Raw genomic sequence first — 15703 nt, 5'->3', positions numbered from 1 at the left:
CTGCCCGGCGCGTCCCGATCACTCCCGGAGGATCCGATGACCGAAGCCTATATCTACGATTCCGTGCGCACGCCCCGCGGCAAGGGCCGCAAGGACGGCTCCTTGCACGAAGTCACGAGCGTCCGCCTGTCGGCCAATGTCCTGGACGAGTTGGCGACCCGCAACGGGCTGGATGGACACGCCGTCGAGGACGTCATCTGGGGGAATGCCACGCAGGTCATGGAACAGGGCGGCTGCCTCGCCCGAACGGCGGTGATGGCCTCCAAGCTGGACGAGTCGATCCCCGGCCTCTCGATCAACCGCTTCTGCGCCAGCGGAATGGAGGCGGTGAACCTCGCCGCGAACCAGATCCGCGGCGGAGCGGGCGACGGCTATATCGCGGGTGGCGTCGAATGCATGAGCCGGGTGCCCATGGGCAGCGACGGGGCCGCCGTTGCCGTCGACCCCTCGGTCGCGATGAACGAGTACTTCGTGCCCCAAGGCATCAGCGCCGACATCATCGCCACCGAATACGGCTTCAGCCGCGATGACGTCGATGCCTACGCCGTCGAGAGCCAGAAGCGCGCCGCCGCCGCCTGGAAGGACGGGCGCTTCGACAAGTCGGTCTTCACCGTGCGGGACATCAACGGCCTGCCGATCCTGGACCATGACGAATACATCCGCGAAGGCACCGACATGCAGTCGCTGGGCGGGCTCAAGGCCGCCTTCAAGGACCAGGGTGAGGTGATGCCGGGCTTCGACCAGATCGCGCTGATGAAGTATCCCCATCTCGAAAAGATCGAGCATGTCCACACCGCCGGCAATTCGTCGGGCATCGTGGACGGTGCGGCCGGCATCCTGATCGGCAGCAAGGAATTCGGAGAGAAGTGGGGCCTCAAGCCCCGCGCGCGCATCCGCGCCACCGCCAAGATCGGCAACGATCCCACGATCATGCTGATCGGCCCGGTTCCGGCGACGAACAAGATCCTGACGGAAAACGGCATGTCCATCGGGGACATCGACCTCTTCGAGGTGAACGAGGCGTTCTCGTCCGTCGTGCTGCGCTTCATGCAGGCCTTCGATGTGGATCACGACGTGGTCAACGTGAACGGGGGCGCCATCGCGATGGGTCACCCGCTGGGCGCGTCGGGCGCGATCATCATCGGCACCCTGCTCGACGAACTGGAGCGGGCGGACAAGGAAGTCGGGCTGGCCACGCTCTGCGTTGCAAGCGGGATGGGCGCCGCCACGATCATCGAGCGGGTCTGATGGACGACGCGCGGGAGATCTTCCAGGAGCATCTCGACCGGGTCTCCCAAGCCGTGTGGGATCGCGACTACGACGCCGTCGCGGCCGCGATCTCCTATCCTCACCGCATCGGGATGCCGGAGGGGCCGGGCTATATCGCCCCCGACGCCGAGGCGATGAAGGGACATGCGAAGGCGTTCCGCGAGAGCCTTTCCAGCATGGGTGCGACAGCCTACCACCGCATCTGCCGGGACGCCGCTTTCATGGCGAACGACCGGATCGAGGGGCGCCATGTCACCTATATCCTGAGCGGCGGCACCTACCTCGTCGATCCGTATCCGGCCAGCATGACCCTGATCCTCAAGAACGGGGTCTGGCTTTCCTCGGAGGTCGCCATCGGCGTGCGCTACAGCGTTCTCCTCTATGGGAGCGTGCTCGACCGCGGCGATGACAGCCTGCCCAGAGAGGACGACAAGCCATCTCCCGGAGAGAGCTCATGACGACGGACCCACGCGAGATCTACCAGGACTGGCTGGACCGGTGTGCCGTGCTGCTCTGGGAGGAGGACTTTGAACGCGCGGCCGATCTGATGGTCTATCCACATCGGATCGACACGTCCGAGCGGGGCCAGATGATCGAGAGCCGCGAGGATCTGATCCAATGCGCGGCCAGTCTGCGTCAGAACCTGCATTCGCTGATGGCGACCTCGTATTTCAGGGTCTGCCGGGAGGCGCGTTACGTCGCGCCCGACCGGATCGAGGGCCACCATACGACCTACATCCTCCGGGGGGCCACACCCGTGACGCGGCCCTTCGAGAACGAAATGACGCTTCGCCTGGAAGACGGCGAATGGAAGGGCGCCGGGCTTATTGCACAAGTCCGCAACGCCGACCTGCGCATCAACACGATTGCCCGCCCGAGCGGGACGCATCAGGACGACCGGAAGGAAACGCGATGACCGATTTCACAATGGAGAAGGGCGCCGACGGCGTCGCCGTGATCACCTGGGATGTGCCCGGCAAATCCATGAACGTCATGTCGATGGAGGCGTGGCCGGAATTCGAGGCGCTGATCGACGACGCCCTAGCGGACGAAGCCGTCAAGGGGATCGTGGTCACCTCCGGCAAGCCGGACAGCTTTGCCGGCGGCATGGACCTGAACGTCATCGCCAAGATGAAGGAAAGCGCGGGCGACGATCCGGCACGCGGCCTGTTCGAGGGTCTGATGGGCGCCCATGGCATCCTCCGCAAGCTGGAGCGCGCGGGCATGGATCCGAAGACGTCGAAGGGCGGCAAGCCCGTCGCCGCCGCCCTGCCCGGCACCGCGCTGGGCATCGGGCTCGAAATACCGCTGGCCTGCCATCGCATCTTCTGCGCCGACAATCCGAAGGCGAAGATCGGCCTCCCCGAGATCATGGTCGGCATCTTCCCCGGCATGGGCGGCACCACGCGGCTTGTGCGCAAGATGGGCGCCATGGCCGCCTCGCCCTACCTGCTGGAGGGCAAGATGATGGCACCGGCCAAGGCCAAATCGGCCGGCCTGATCGACGAGGTCGTGGACGACCCGCTGGCCGCCGCCAAGGAATGGGTCCTGTCCGAGCCCAAGATCGTGAAGCCCTGGGACGAGAAAGGCTACAAAATGCCCGGCGGCGCGCCCTACCATCCGTCGGGCTTCCTGACCTTCGTCGGTGCGAGCGCCATGGTGAACGGCAAGACCAAGGGTGTCTATCCGGCCGCCAAGGCGTTGCTATCCGCGGTCTACGAAGGCGCGCTCGTGCCCTTCGACACCGCCCTGAAGGTCGAGGCCCGCTGGTTCACGCATGTGCTGATGAACCCGTCCTCGGCCGCGATGATCCGCTCGCTCTTCATCAACAAGGAAGCGCTGGAAAAGGGCGCGAACCGGCCCGAGGCGCCGGACCAGAAGGTGCGGAAGGTCGGGATCCTGGGTGCGGGCATGATGGGCGCGGGCATCGCTTATGTCAGCGCGAATGCCGGGATCGAAGTCGTCCTGATCGACCGCGAGCAGGCGGCCGCCAACAAGGGCAAGAGCTATTCCGAGGGCCTGCTCGACAAGGGCATCAGCCGCAAGAAGGTGACCGAAGAGAAGAAGGCCGAGGTCTTGGGCCGGATCACGGCGACCACCGATCTGGGTGCTTTGGAGGGTTGCGACCTGATCGTCGAGGCCGTCTTCGAGGACGTCGGCGTGAAGGCCGAGATGACCAAGAAGGTCGAGGCCGTCGTCGGCGAGGATTGCATCTTCGCAACCAATACCTCGACCCTGCCGATCACCGAGCTGGCCAAGGCGTCCGAGCGGCCGGAGCAGTTCATCGGCATCCACTTCTTCAGCCCCGTCGACAAGATGCTGCTGGTCGAGATCATCAAGGGTGCGAAGACCGGCGACCGGGCGGTGGCCAAGGCGCTCGACTTCGTGCGCCAGATCCGCAAGACGCCGATCGTCGTGAACGACGCACGCTTCTTCTACGCCAACCGCTGCATCATCCCCTACATCAACGAGGGCATCCGGATGGTGAAGGAGGGGGTCGAGCCCGCCCTGATCGAGAATGCCGCCAAGTTGCTGGGGATGCCCCTTGGCCCGCTGCAACTGACCGACGAGACCAGCGTCGATCTGGGTGTGAAGATCGCCAAGGCGACGAAGGCCGCGATGGGCGATGCCTACGACGACACGACCGACGAAGTGCTGTTCTTCATGGAAGAGCAGGGTCGCCTCGGCCGCAAGTCGAATGCTGGCTTCTACGAGTACGACGAGAAGGGGAAGCGTCAGCTTCTCTGGGATGGCTTGTCCGAGCGTTTCCCGGTCGCAGACACTCAGCCGGACCTGCACGAGGTGCAGAACCGCCTGATGTTCGCGCAAGTACTGGAAGCGGTTCGCGCGCTGGAGGAGGACGTCTTGCTCGACATCCGCGAGGGCGATGTCGGGGCGATCCTCGGCTGGGGATTTGCGCCCTGGTCGGGCGGGCCGTTCGGCTGGCTGGACATCGTCGGCGCGGCATGGGCCGTCGACAAGACGGCAGAGCTGACCGAGAAGTTCGGAGCCCGTTTCGAGACGCCCAAGACGTTGACCGAGATGGCCAAGAGCGGCGCGACCTTCTACGGCGACGCGGCGCGCGCGGCGGCCTGATCCCTTCGGCCCGGCACCACGATGCCGGGCCGTCCGATCATGCTGCGTGAAGATCAGCCGCGATGAGACCGGCCTCGTAACCGGCGAGCAGCGGCCTTGCCGGGTGACGACGCTGCGCGGCTTCGTCCAGGAGCGGACAACCGGCATCGCCGCGCAACAACGTCTCGACCCATTGACCGTCCGCTCGGACGATCTGATGACGGGCGCATGTGAAGTGGATGTACCGGATCCCGGTCTTCGGCGTGATGCTGCGTCCCAGGAACCGCGCCTCTACCAGCGCTTCGGCCAGACCGGTCAGCAGCGAAAGCGCCGGTCCGCTTCGCAGGACGCGGTGCAGCGGCGACAAGGCCAGGCCGCCGGGCAAACGGATCGGCCGCCAATCGGGGCGGCGAAGCAATTCATCCCGGCTGACGACGCGTTCGCCGACCCATGTGATCTCCTGCGGACCGTCATCCGCCGTCAGGACATGGTCGCCCGGCCGCAACGCCTCGACCAGACGTGATCCGGACGGTGTGTCGAGCCGTGTTCCCGGCACGAAGCAGGGGATATCCGCATAGGCAATGTCACCTGCATTCTGTCCTCCGGACGTCGTGCCGAAGGTCGTTCCCGGCGGAATCGCACCGCCCACCACGGCGTAGGCAGCCGTGATCAGGTTCGGCTCCCCCGGCTGACCGGCGAGCGGATTGGCGATGCGGATCGCGACGATTGTCGGGCCATTGGAGAAATCCTGCTGGAACTCGGCCTGGACCTGGCTGCCGGCCGGAAAGGTGCGCGTGACGACCGATCCGTTCAGCTCGAAGGTGACGGTCACGTCCTCGCCCAGGACCTGCCGCGCACCGGTCCCGTCGTCGAAATCGTCGATGGCGTCATTCGCCTGGTTCGGAGCCGTGGTGTTGAAATCGTCCACGATGGTGACGCGCTGGGCCGTCTCGCCCCCGCTGGTGAACGTCCCGCTGCGCGCGGCCGTGTCGGTATCGCTGAAGGAAAAGACCTGATCGCCCGCCCCGTTCAGCAGGTTCTGCGCCGAGTAGAGATTGATCGTGTAGCTGACCGCCATGCCGAACCGCCCGCGTTCAGGATGACAGCTTCGACGGGACGCCCCGTTGGGCGGTCACGCGATCGAAACAATGCCACCCAACAAAACGAATTGTGCGGTAACCATACTATGTGGCGAGATCGTGGCGAAGTCCCCGGCCGGGACACGGGCTTTTCGAGTGGCGATCTGCCGGACACCGGCCGATCAACGCCGGCCTCACTCGAGCAGCGGACGTCCCGACATGGAGGCGAACGCGATCCGCGCCGCGCCGCGTTCCGCCTCGGGCCGGACCAGTCGGGGCCCGGCCGGCGCCGTCTCGCAATATGCGCCCTCGACCGAAAGGAGGGCATGGTCCGGAAGGCTGAGCTGGAAATACCGGATATCCGACAATGGCCGGTCACGCGCGATACCTCCGATCCCGACAAGGTCGCGGATCGCCACGAGGACTTCGCCGCCGCATCGCTCCGACACGGCGGGCCCCTGCAAGAGAACCCGCATACCCGGCGACAGTCGAAGCGGCGCCGTGTTGCCGAGCGCGCCGACGGGCACCCGGATCGGCCAGGTCGGGGCACGATATGCCCAATCGGGTCGGGAAATGACGAAGCGCTCGACATTCGTGAGCGTGGCTTCCTGACCGCCGTGAAGGACCACACGTTGGCCGGCCTTCAGAACCTCCACGAGGACGGCACCGTCCGGCGTCTGCACCCGGACGCCGGCATGGAGGCAGGGCAACGCCTCCGGCCCGGCATCGAGCGCGGGCACCCGCCTCGGCGCGGGCTCGACGTCTGGCGAAACCCGCTTCGGGCGCGGGGCCACATCCGTTTCCGGGTTTGCGGACGGGGCCGCGAAGATACGGGGCTGACTCATATGCTCGGGGCCTTCTTGGCGGGCGTTCCGGTTGGGCGGCAGGTTGCCGCAGATCGTGCGGGCAGTGATCCGCCGATCCGGGATGACGGGGCGGTCGGCGACTTCATGCCGAATCGCCCGGATCGAAGCGGTAGGAAAAGGCCGAGATGTCGGCGGCGCAGATCTCGGCCACGCGCCGTGTCGTTCGCGCATCATAGAGGGCCCGCCAATCGTCGGGTCGGTCGCTCTCGTTTGCGCGCGGCACGTCGAGCCGGAACCCCAGCAGATCCTCGAAGGGGGCGAGGTCGGCGGCCAAGTGTTCTAGCCGGACAAAGAGCGGATCGCGCCCGCCTTCCACGTAGGAGGTGTAGGGATTGGCCCTGAAACTCGCCGCCGTCGCATCGTCGAGGACGAAATCGCCAAAAGGGACCGCCCTGGCCAGCCTGACCGCGGGATGATCGAAGGTCTGATCGCGCAGCCAGTGATAGTAGCTGATCATCCGGTCCCACGGGTTGCGGACCAGCGTGACCGGGCGCAGGCCATCCAGCGTCGCATCGGGCAGCAATCCGCGGATGTCGCGCAGCTTGGAGTGTTTCCACAAGCGACCCGCAGTCGTTACGCCGGCGATCCGCCGTCGTCGCGCCTTCGCCTTGGGCGTGTCGCCCACGATGATGTCGTCGCGATGGGCCCGCGCCTCCAGCGCCAGCGTGAGTGCGGTGCCGCCGGTCTTGGGCGCGTGGACGAACACGTAGCCACGCCCGGGCGAAACGATCATGCCGGACGTCCCCGCAAGGCGACCACCGCGCCCGCTCCTGCGATCAAGGCCAGGCCTATAAGGCCCAAGGGCCCGGTCACCTGGTTCCAGACCAGCCAGCCGAACAGGGCCGAAAAGCCGAGGACCGAATATTCGAAGATGCTGGCCAGCGACGCTTCGGCCAATTGGTAGCCTCGCGTCAGCAGGATCACCGCTCCGAGGCTGCCGATGGCCTGAATGGCGATCCAGAACCAGACCTCCGCGTCCGGCGTGACCCAGCCGCGCGTCAGAAAGCCGTCTCCGGGTCCGACCAGCCACGCGGTGACGACACCGAACAGGCCCCAGAGGCCCAGTGCGACGAAGGAACTGGTCGCCAGGGTCAATGTGCTCTCGGCCCCGCACCACTCGCGTGTGGCGATCGCGGCGACCGCGTAGAAGGCGCCCGCGACCAGTGGCACGAAGCTGCCTGCCGACAGATCCGACGGGTCTGGCGAAAGTACCAGCAACACTCCGGCAAAGCCCGCCAGCGCCGCCAGTGCGCGCACCGGCCCGATCCGCAGGCCGAACAATCCGACCGAAAAGATCATCACCCAGAGCGGCGCCGTGAAGAGGCCCGCCGCCGCCTGCGCCACCGGGAGAAAACCCAGCGCGCCGAAATAGACGATCATGGCGAGCGACAGGAACGCCGCCCGCCCGGCAACGCCGCGCCACGACACGACGGAAAGCCGCCGTCCCGCGACGAGGAGCCACAACGCGACCAACCCCACCATCATCGTCGAGCGCAGCAGGTGGAACGTCCAGAGGCTGCTGCTTTCGGCGATGACCTGGACGAATTGGTCGATGAGACCGATGACGGCCATCGCGCTCAGGATCGAGGCGGCCGAAGCAAGAGGGGCATTCGTCATCTGGCACTTGTCCTGCGGCGGTCGCGCTGGGACTATCGGGCGCGTTCGAAGGTATCGCAATGGGGGGGTCGCGATGGGATGGATGGCTGACGAGACGGGTCTGGACAAGGGCCCAGCGAACCACGTTGCGCTCACCCCGTTGAGCCACCTCGCCCGCGCGGCGGCGATCTGGCCCGACCGGGAGGCGCTGGTCTACGGCACTGTCCGGCGCTCCTACTCGGATTACCAAGCCCGCGTCTCGCGCCTCGCCTCCGCGCTCGCAGCGCGCGGGGTCACGCCCGGCGACGTGGTGGCGCCCTTGTTGCCGAACGTGCCCGCGCAGGTCGAAGCCGGGTTCGGTGTGCCCGCCTGCGGCGCGGTGTTGAACACGATCAACACCCGGCTCGACCTGGAAACGGTTCAGTATATTCTCGGCCATGGTGGGGCGAAGGTCCTGCTTGTGGACAGCGCCCTGATCGAACTGGCCGAAGAGGCCGCCGCGGTACAGAAGACGCCCCCCCTGATCATCGAGGTTCCCGATCCGGTGGCCGGGATCGAAGCGACCGGCCGGCATCTGACATACGAAGACTTGGTGGCCGAGGGAGACCCTGCCTTCCGCTGGATCATGCCCGAGGACGAGTGGGAAAGCCTTGCGCTGAACTACACCTCCGGCACGACGGGACGGCCCAAGGGCGTCGTGTACCACCACCGGGGCGCCTACCTCATCACTTTCGGCACGGTCGTCTCCTGGCGGATGGTCCTGCATCCGCGCCTGCTGACGGTGGTGCCATTGTTTCACTGCAACGGCTGGTGTCACTTCTGGATGATGCCCCTAGTGGGTGGCACGGTCGTCTGCCTGCGGGAGGTGACCGCCAAGGGCATCTTCGACGCCATCGCCGACGAGGGCGTGACCCATTTCGGCGGCGCGCCCATCGTGCTGAACACGCTGGCCAATGCCGGCGACGACGAGCGTCGCCCCCTGCCCCATGTGGTCGAGGTCTATACAGCCGGCGCCCCGCCCCCCGCCGCCACCCTGGCCAAGGCGGAAGCTCTGGGTCTGAACGTCACGCATTGCTACGGTCTGACCGAAACCTATGGCCACGTCGTCGAGAACGTGTGGCAGGACAAGTGGGATGGCAGCGCGCCGGACGAACGCGCGGCGCTGAAGGCGCGGCAGGGGGTCGCCTATCCGATGATGGAGGGCGTCGGCGTCTTCGATGCCGACGGCTCGCCCGTCCCTCTTGACGGCGAAACCCAGGGCGAGGTTGGGATGCGCGGCAACGCCGTCATGAAGGGCTACTACCGGAACCCGGAGGCCACGGCCGAGGCCTTCGAAGGCGGATGGTTCCGGTCCGGCGACATCGCGGTCGTGCATCCCGACGGCTACCTGCAGATCAAGGATCGCGCGAAGGACATCATCATCTCGGGCGGCGAGAATGTCTCTTCGGTCGAGGTCGAAGGCGTGCTGATGCACCACCCGGCCGTCGACCTTTGCGCCGTCGTCGCGCAGCCGGACGAGAAATGGGGCGAGGTCCCCTGTGCCTTCGTGGAGACCCGCGGCGAGGTCACGGAGGAAGAGCTGATCGCCTTCGCCCGCGAACGGCTCGCCGGGTTCAAGACACCCAAGCGGGTGGTCTTCGGTGAATTGCCGAAGACATCCACCGGCAAGATCCAGAAGTTCGAGTTGCGCAACCGCGCGAAGGACGGCGCATGACGGCAATCGACGGGCTCGAACGTCTCGAGTCACCGGCCATCTGGCACCCCGCCGAAGGCGAACAGCGCCGCGACGTCTATGTCTCGGTCGGCGAGGCGGAGCTGGTCATCTTCGGGACGGATGAAGCACCCCTGTCGCACTGGTCTCTGCCCGCCATGCGGCGTCTCAATCCCGGGGCCATGCCCGCGCGCTATGCCCCTGGCCAACGCGCGGACGAGGAATTGGAGATCGAGGAGACCGAGATGGTCGCCGTCCTCGAACGTGTCCTGGACGCGGTGGAGCGCGGCCGCCCCAAACGCGGGCGTCTTCGCTTCGTGCTGAGTTCAGCCCTGACGGCGGCGGCGATCCTTGGCCTGCTCGCCTGGCTTCCGGGGGCGATCCGGGATCATGCGATCGCGGTGCTGCCCCCCGCCAAACAGGCCGAGATCGGGGACCGCCTTCTGGTCGAACTCGGGGCGCTGACGGGGCCGCCCTGCACCGGTCCGCTGGGGGACGAGGCGTTGACGCGGCTGCGGCTGCGTCTGTTTCCGAACACGCCCGTTCGCATGCGGGTCGTCCAGGATCTGCCCGCGCCCGCGCTGGCCTTGCCGGGCGGATTACTGATCCTCTCGAACGAGGTGCTGGTGGCGCGCGACGACCCGGAGGTGGCGGCGGGACACTTCGTGGCCGCCCGGGCGACGGCGCATGGCGACGGCCCGCTGGGGCGGTTCATCGATGGGCTCGGGACCTGGGGTACCGCACGCCTCCTGATGTCCGGTGACGTGCGCCAGCAGGACGTGGCCGAGGCCGTGGAACGCCTGATCCTGACGCCACCGCCCCTTCCCGCCGACGAGGCGTTGCGCGGCGCCTTCGCAGAGGCTGGCCTGGCCTGGGCGCCCTGGGCGCAGGCGACGGGGCGGCCGGTTCGGGCCGCCGCCTCGGGGCTGGAGCCCGCCCTTGACGATGCCGGCTGGCAGAGCCTGCGCGGCATCTGCGAAAGCTGAGCGCCTAGTGCCCCAGATCGCGCGCCGTCAGCGGGCGCGTGGTCTGGACCGTGCCGCGCAGCCGGCGGGGTACCGTATCGGTCCAGATCGCACGGGTCTGAAGATCGCCTTTCAGCGTCCGCTCCCCCCGGTACGGGTTCAGCCGGTCATCGGTCCAGGCGGCGCGATATCCCGGCGGCGGCGGGGCGACCGCGAACGATCCGGGCGCGCCGGTCACGACGATGGGCCCGCTATCGGACGAAACCGTCGCGCGGGGCACCACGACCTGATCGGTCCGCAGAATGCGCTGTCCCCGCTGTCCCCGCGCGTCGCGCACACCGAACCCGGCCTGACGCAAGGCGGCCACGCAGGCCGGTGTGGCCCGCACCACCCCATCGCCGAGATGGCGTGCCTCGGCACAGATCGGCGGGAAGTCACGCGCAAGCACCGTGTCGGCGCGGGCGGGGCCAGTCAGCATCGTGGCAGCGATACCGACGGCCAAGAGCAGTTTGGGCGTCATAACGGATCTCCAGAGCAGCCGCCCCCAAGCGGTGATCCTATCTGACCGGCGGATGCCGCGGCTGTAAAGGCCGAAGCGGGGTCGCGGTCACTTCGTGCCGAACATCCGGTCGCCCGCATCGCCCAGACCCGGGACGATATATCCCTTCTCGTTGAGCTTCTCATCGACGGCCGCCGTCACGATGGGAACGTCGGGATGGGCGGCCTTCATGCGCTCGACCCCTTCGGGCGCGGCCAGCAGGCAGAGAAACCGAATGTCCGTCGCCCCGGCGTCCTTGAGGAGGTCGATGGCCGCCGCCGACGAATTGCCCGTGGCCAGCATGGGGTCCACCGCGATGACCAGCCGCTCGCCGAGGTTCTCGGGCGCCTTGAAGTAATACTGCACGGGTTCCAGCGTCTCCTCGTCGCGATAGAGGCCGACGAAGCCCACCCGCGCCGAAGGGATCAGCTCGAGGATGCCGTCCAGTAGCCCGTTCCCCGCCCGCAGGATCGACACGAGCGCCATCTTCCGTCCCGCAAGCACCGGCGCGTCCATCGGCGCGACGGGCGTTTCGATGCGCTTCATCTCCATCGGCAGCTCGCGGGTGATCTCGTAGGCGAGAAGCTGGCTGATCTCGCGCAGAAGCTGACGGAAGACGGCGGTCGGCGTTTCCTGCTCTCGCATAAGGGTCAGCTTGTGCTGGACAAGGGGGTGTTTGACGACGGTCAGATGCTCCATCATTGCAGCCTTTCGAGCAGGGTCTTTCGGGTATCGGCGTCGCAGAACGCGGCGCGGGCGGCGGTGCGGGCGATCTCGGCGAAGAGGCTCTCGTCCCAATCGAACGCATCGGACAGCGCGTCGTATTCGGCACTCATGTCGGTGTGGAAGAAGGGCGGATCGTCGGTGGAAATCGTGACCGGCACGCCGCGCGCGCGCAGCCGCTCGACCGGATGGCGGCGGATGTCGGGATAAAGGCCGAGCGCCACGTTCGAGCCGGGGCAGACTTCCAGCACGATGCCATCCTCGGCCAGCCGGTCCACCAGCGCGTCGTCTTCGATGCTGCGAACGCCATGGCCGATCCGCGACGGGCGCAGACGCAGAGCGTCGCGTACGCTGTCAGGGCCGCCGAACTCTCCGGCGTGGCAGGTGATCCCGAGCCCCGCCTCGCGGGCGCAGTCGAACGCCCAGGCGAAATCGGTGGCCTTGCCCATCCGTTCGTCCCCGCCCATGCCCCAGCCGGTGACGAAATCGCCCGCCGTCTCGGCCGCGCAGATGGCCGTCTCCCTCGCCTTCTCCGGCCCTTCGTGGCGGATGCAGGTGACGATGCCGCGCATCGAGATCCCGTCCACGCGGCGTGCGGCCTCCCGGATTGCGGCGAGGTAGTCACGCCAGGCCGACAGGTCACGGCCGCCGCAGAAGTCGGGGGACAGGAAGATCTCGGTGTAGATGACGCCGTGGTCGCGCTGACGTTCCAGCACCTCGGCGGTCAGGCGCGCGAAGTCTTCGGGCGTCTGCAGGACCGAGGTCGCGGCCTCGTAGCAGCGCAGGAACCCGGTGAAGTCGTCGTAAGCATAGGCGCCATCGGTATCGAAGATACGGGAAAGATCGACATGCTTCTCGTCTGCGAGACGGCGGATGAATTCGGGCGGGGCGGCGCCTTCGAGGTGCAGGTGCAGCTCGACCTTCGGGATCATGCGAAGGGCTTCCCCGGTCCGACGGAGGGGACGCCAAGCCATTTGCATACGTATGCAGCCACATCGGCGAAAGCGATCAGCCCGGCCTCGCCCCGTGCTCCGGCGCAGATCACGGGCACCCGTTCGCGCGTGTGGTCTGTGCCGCGGAAGGTCGGATCGTTGCCATGATCCGCGGTGAAGACCATCAGATCCTCCCCGCGCATGTCCGCGAGGATCGGCCCGATGGCTGCATCGAACCATTCGAGATGTCCGGCATAGCCTTCGGGGTCGCGGCGATGACCGTAGAGACTGTCGAACTCCACGAAGTTGGCGAAGGTCAGAGACCCGTCCGGCATGTCGCGCACGGCGTCCGCCAGATGGTCCATCAGCATCGCATCCGGCCCTTTGGCCACGGTGTCGATCCCGCGCATCGAGAAGATATCACCGATCTTGCCGATCGCGTGGACCCGGCGCCCGGCCCCCTGGACCACATCGCAGAGCGTGGGTCCCGGTGGCTCGATTGCGTAGTCCTTGCGGTTGGCTGTCCGCTGCCACGGCCCATCCCCGATGAAGGGCCGAGCGATGACCCGGCCGACGCGCATGTCGTGCAGCGTGGGCGCCAGCGCCTCGCAGAGCGTATAGAGACGGTCGAGACCAAACCATTCCTCGTGTGCAGCGATCTGGAAGACGCTGTCCACGGAGGTGTAGCATATGGGCCAGCCCGACGACCGGTGGGCCTCGGCTTCCTCCTCGATGATCAGCGTGCCCGAGGCGTGGCGATTGCCGAGGATCCCGTCGGTGCCCGCCTTTTCCTTCACGAGATCGACCAGATCCGGCGGGAAACAGGGGTCGGTGTCGGGGAAGTAATGCCAGTCCCAGGGCACGGGCAGACCGGCCAGTTCCCAATGCCCCGACGGCGTGTCTTTCCCCGGAGAGACTTCGGTCGCCGCCCCCCAGAGCCCTTCGGGCGCGGCACCCAGCCCCGGTGCCGTGGCGCCGGAGGCCAGCTTGACGGCGGCCCCCAGGCCGAGCCTGTCGAGATGCGGCATCTGCAGAGGCCCTGCCTGGCGTTTGGAGGCGCACCATTCGGCGATATGGGCAAGCGTGTTCGCGCCCTCGTCCCCGAACGCGGCGGCATCGGGGGCGCCCCCGCACCCGACCGAGTCGAGCACGACCAGAAATACGCGGCTCATCGGATCACCTCGCGGATCAGGGGGGCCGGCGTGACAGCGCCCGGCACCAGCGTCATGGCCGCGGCCACACGCTCCGCGGCCTCTTCGGCGGCATCGGCATCGGCGGCGTGGACACGGGCCAGCGGCGTTCCTTCGGTGACGACCGCGCCGAGCGCGACCAGATGCGACACGCCCACCGTCGGATCGATGCGATCGTCCTCGCGCCGCCGCCCGCCGCCCAGATCGACCACGGCCTCGCCCAGGGCCCGGGTGTCAATCGCGCCCATGACACCGGGCGTGTCGGCGCGCAGTTCAGCCACGACGGGGGCGGCCGGCAGGCGATCGCGCCAGCGTTCCAGGAAATCGGACGGGCCGCCCTGAGCCGCGATCATCTGTCCGAACCGTTCGGCGGCCGCCCCGGACTCGAGCGCGCTGGCCACGCGGACCGCGCCGTCCTCGGCATCGGCGGCAAGCCCCGCCAACGCCAACACCTCTCCACCGAGGGCCTTGGTCAGCGCGACCAGACGGTCGCTTCCCCGCGAAGTGGGGTCCGCCAGCGCCTCCATCGCGGCGATCACCTCCAGCGCGTTGCCCGCGCAGGTGGCGACGGGCTGATCCATCGAAGTCAACAGCGCAGAGGTCATGACGCCATTCGCCTGCGCCGTCTCGACCAGCGCGCGGGCCAGTCTGCGGGCATCGTCTTCGTCCGGCATCAGCGCGCCGGAGCCGGTCTTGACGTCGAGGACCAACGCCTCGGGTCCCTCGGCGAGTTTCTTGGAGAGGATCGACGAGACGATCAGATCCAGACTTTCGACGGTGCCCGTGACGTCGCGCACCGCATAGAGGCGCCGATCGGCGGGGGCGATATCGCCGGTCGCACCGCAGATCACGCAGCCCACTTCGCGGACGATGCGCTGCATCTCACCGGTAGTCAGATCCGCGCGAAACCCCGGGATCGCGGCTAGCTTGTCGAGCGTGCCGCCCGTATGCCCCAGCCCCCGGCCCGAAATCATCGGCACGAAGGCCCCGCAAGCCGCCAGCGCCGGAGCGAGGACCAGCGACACGCAATCGCCGACGCCGCCGGTCGAGTGCTTGTCGACGACCGGACCGTCGAGATCCCAGCTCAGGACGTCTCCGCCATCGCGCATCGCACGCGTAAGCGCCGCCCGCCCCTCGCGTGACAGCGGCGTGCGGCAGACCCCCATGGCAAAGGCTCCGGCCTGCGCATCCGACACGGACCCATCGGCAAGGCCCGCGGCGAAGGCGGACACGTCCTTGGCGTCAGGGGCCTTACCCGCCCGCAGGTTCGAGAGGGTACTTCGGACGCTCACGCCATGTGATCCGCATCGAAGGCGCCGGGCAGCAGATCGGCGATCGTGGTAAGCTGCTCGTGGCCCGAAGTGGTGGCGAGGGTGACGGAAACCTCGCCCGCCCCGAACTCCGCCAGTTTCTGGCGGCACCCGCCGCAGGGCGGAACCGGACTGGGAGAGCCGGCGACGACGTAGGCTTCGGTCAGGACGGTCTCTCCGGCGGCGACCATGGCGGCGATGGCGCCCGCCTCGGCGCAGGTCCCTTCCGGGTAGGCGACATTCTCGACGTTGCAGCCGGCGTAGACCGCACCGGAGGCGCCCCGGATCGCGGCGCCGACCTTGAAGCCGGAATAGGGGGCATAGGCATGGTCGCGCACCTGGAGCGCGGCATCTCTGAGATCGGTCATCGGCATGCCTCCTGCTCTCGGTGCTAGGCCGGTCGGAGAGCGGGGGCAAGCGGTGGGGCGGGAATGGCCGCGCCGGGGCAT

At 67.6% G+C, this 15703-nt stretch carries 16 protein-coding genes; 6 read left to right on the top strand and 10 right to left on the bottom strand.

All coding sequences use genetic code 11. The features are described from left to right. The first annotated feature begins 36 nt into the window (after positions 1 to 36). The 4 genes from jaqu_RS00390 to jaqu_RS00375 are packed head-to-tail and all read left to right on the top strand — an operon-like array spanning position 37 to position 4365. On the top strand, positions 37 to 1248 hold the full coding sequence (locus jaqu_RS00390; protein WP_043916950.1) for an acetyl-CoA C-acetyltransferase: 1212 nt from the start codon (positions 37 to 39) through the stop codon (positions 1246 to 1248). Then, entirely contained in the window at positions 1248 to 1727 is a 480-nt protein-coding gene (locus jaqu_RS00385) for a hypothetical protein (protein WP_043916949.1), read from the top strand. Before jaqu_RS00390 ends, jaqu_RS00385 begins: the two co-directional genes overlap by 1 nt. Beyond that, on the top strand, positions 1724 to 2185 hold the full coding sequence (locus tag jaqu_RS00380) for a hypothetical protein (RefSeq protein ID WP_043916948.1): 462 nt from the start codon (positions 1724 to 1726) through the stop codon (positions 2183 to 2185). The genes jaqu_RS00385 and jaqu_RS00380 overlap by 4 nt, the downstream gene beginning before the upstream one ends. Next, positions 2182 to 4365, top strand: a complete 2184-nt coding sequence (locus tag jaqu_RS00375; RefSeq protein ID WP_043916947.1) for a 3-hydroxyacyl-CoA dehydrogenase NAD-binding domain-containing protein — start codon at positions 2182 to 2184, stop codon at positions 4363 to 4365. The genes jaqu_RS00380 and jaqu_RS00375 overlap by 4 nt, the downstream gene beginning before the upstream one ends. 37 nt (positions 4366 to 4402) lie before the next feature. Here jaqu_RS00375 and jaqu_RS20310 read toward each other — a convergent pair whose 3' ends face one another. The 4 genes from jaqu_RS20310 to jaqu_RS00355 form a co-directional block, all read right to left on the bottom strand. Next, complete coding sequence (locus jaqu_RS20310; RefSeq protein WP_052500673.1) at positions 4403 to 5422, bottom strand: Hint domain-containing protein; 1020 nt, start codon at positions 5420 to 5422, stop codon at positions 4403 to 4405. Between the two features lie 195 nt (positions 5423 to 5617). Beyond that, positions 5618 to 6268 (bottom strand): Hint domain-containing protein, encoded by a 651-nt coding sequence (locus tag jaqu_RS00365; protein WP_043916946.1) that lies wholly within the window; start codon positions 6266 to 6268, stop codon positions 5618 to 5620. Between the two features lie 103 nt (positions 6269 to 6371). Continuing rightward, entirely contained in the window at positions 6372 to 7022 is a 651-nt protein-coding gene (locus jaqu_RS00360; RefSeq protein WP_043916945.1) for a sulfotransferase family 2 domain-containing protein, read from the bottom strand. Further along, positions 7019 to 7906 carry a DMT family transporter gene (locus tag jaqu_RS00355; protein WP_043916944.1) on the bottom strand — a complete coding sequence of 296 codons (888 nt, stop codon included), beginning with the start codon at positions 7904 to 7906 and terminating at the stop codon, positions 7019 to 7021. Before jaqu_RS00355 ends, jaqu_RS00360 begins: the two co-directional genes overlap by 4 nt. Positions 7907 to 7979: 73 nt before the next feature. Between jaqu_RS00355 and jaqu_RS00350 the strand changes: the two genes are divergently transcribed. Both jaqu_RS00350 and jaqu_RS00345 read left to right on the top strand, forming a co-directional pair. Next, complete coding sequence (locus tag jaqu_RS00350) at positions 7980 to 9599, top strand: AMP-binding protein (protein WP_043916943.1); 1620 nt, start codon at positions 7980 to 7982, stop codon at positions 9597 to 9599. Further along, complete coding sequence (locus jaqu_RS00345) at positions 9596 to 10582, top strand: hypothetical protein (protein ID WP_043916942.1); 987 nt, start codon at positions 9596 to 9598, stop codon at positions 10580 to 10582. Before jaqu_RS00350 ends, jaqu_RS00345 begins: the two co-directional genes overlap by 4 nt. A 4-nt stretch (positions 10583 to 10586) precedes the next feature. Here jaqu_RS00345 and jaqu_RS21820 read toward each other — a convergent pair whose 3' ends face one another. The 6 genes from jaqu_RS21820 to jaqu_RS00315 form a co-directional block, all read right to left on the bottom strand. Next, entirely contained in the window at positions 10587 to 11081 is a 495-nt protein-coding gene (locus jaqu_RS21820; protein ID WP_043916941.1) for a hypothetical protein, read from the bottom strand. Between the two features lie 87 nt (positions 11082 to 11168). Next, entirely contained in the window at positions 11169 to 11801 is a 633-nt protein-coding gene (gene upp, locus jaqu_RS00335; RefSeq protein ID WP_043916940.1) for a uracil phosphoribosyltransferase, read from the bottom strand. After that, the gene (locus tag jaqu_RS00330; RefSeq protein ID WP_043916939.1) at positions 11798 to 12754 is read right to left on the bottom strand and encodes an adenosine deaminase; all 957 of its coding nucleotides are present in this window, start codon (positions 12752 to 12754) and stop codon (positions 11798 to 11800) included. Before jaqu_RS00330 ends, upp begins: the two co-directional genes overlap by 4 nt. Continuing rightward, positions 12751 to 13926: a phosphopentomutase gene (locus tag jaqu_RS00325; RefSeq protein WP_043916938.1), complete on the bottom strand. Its 1176-nt coding sequence runs from the start codon at positions 13924 to 13926 to the stop codon at positions 12751 to 12753. The genes jaqu_RS00330 and jaqu_RS00325 overlap by 4 nt, the downstream gene beginning before the upstream one ends. After that, positions 13923 to 15236: a thymidine phosphorylase gene (locus tag jaqu_RS00320; protein WP_043916937.1), complete on the bottom strand. Its 1314-nt coding sequence runs from the start codon at positions 15234 to 15236 to the stop codon at positions 13923 to 13925. The genes jaqu_RS00325 and jaqu_RS00320 overlap by 4 nt, the downstream gene beginning before the upstream one ends. Then, positions 15233 to 15622: a cytidine deaminase gene (locus jaqu_RS00315; protein ID WP_043916969.1), complete on the bottom strand. Its 390-nt coding sequence runs from the start codon at positions 15620 to 15622 to the stop codon at positions 15233 to 15235. The genes jaqu_RS00320 and jaqu_RS00315 overlap by 4 nt, the downstream gene beginning before the upstream one ends. Positions 15623 to 15703: the final 81 nt, after the last annotated feature.

It is taken from the genome of Jannaschia aquimarina, assembly GCF_000877395.1.
Lineage (GTDB): Bacteria > Pseudomonadota > Alphaproteobacteria > Rhodobacterales > Rhodobacteraceae > Jannaschia > Jannaschia aquimarina.
This window is presented reverse-complemented; position numbering and strand designations above follow the sequence as displayed.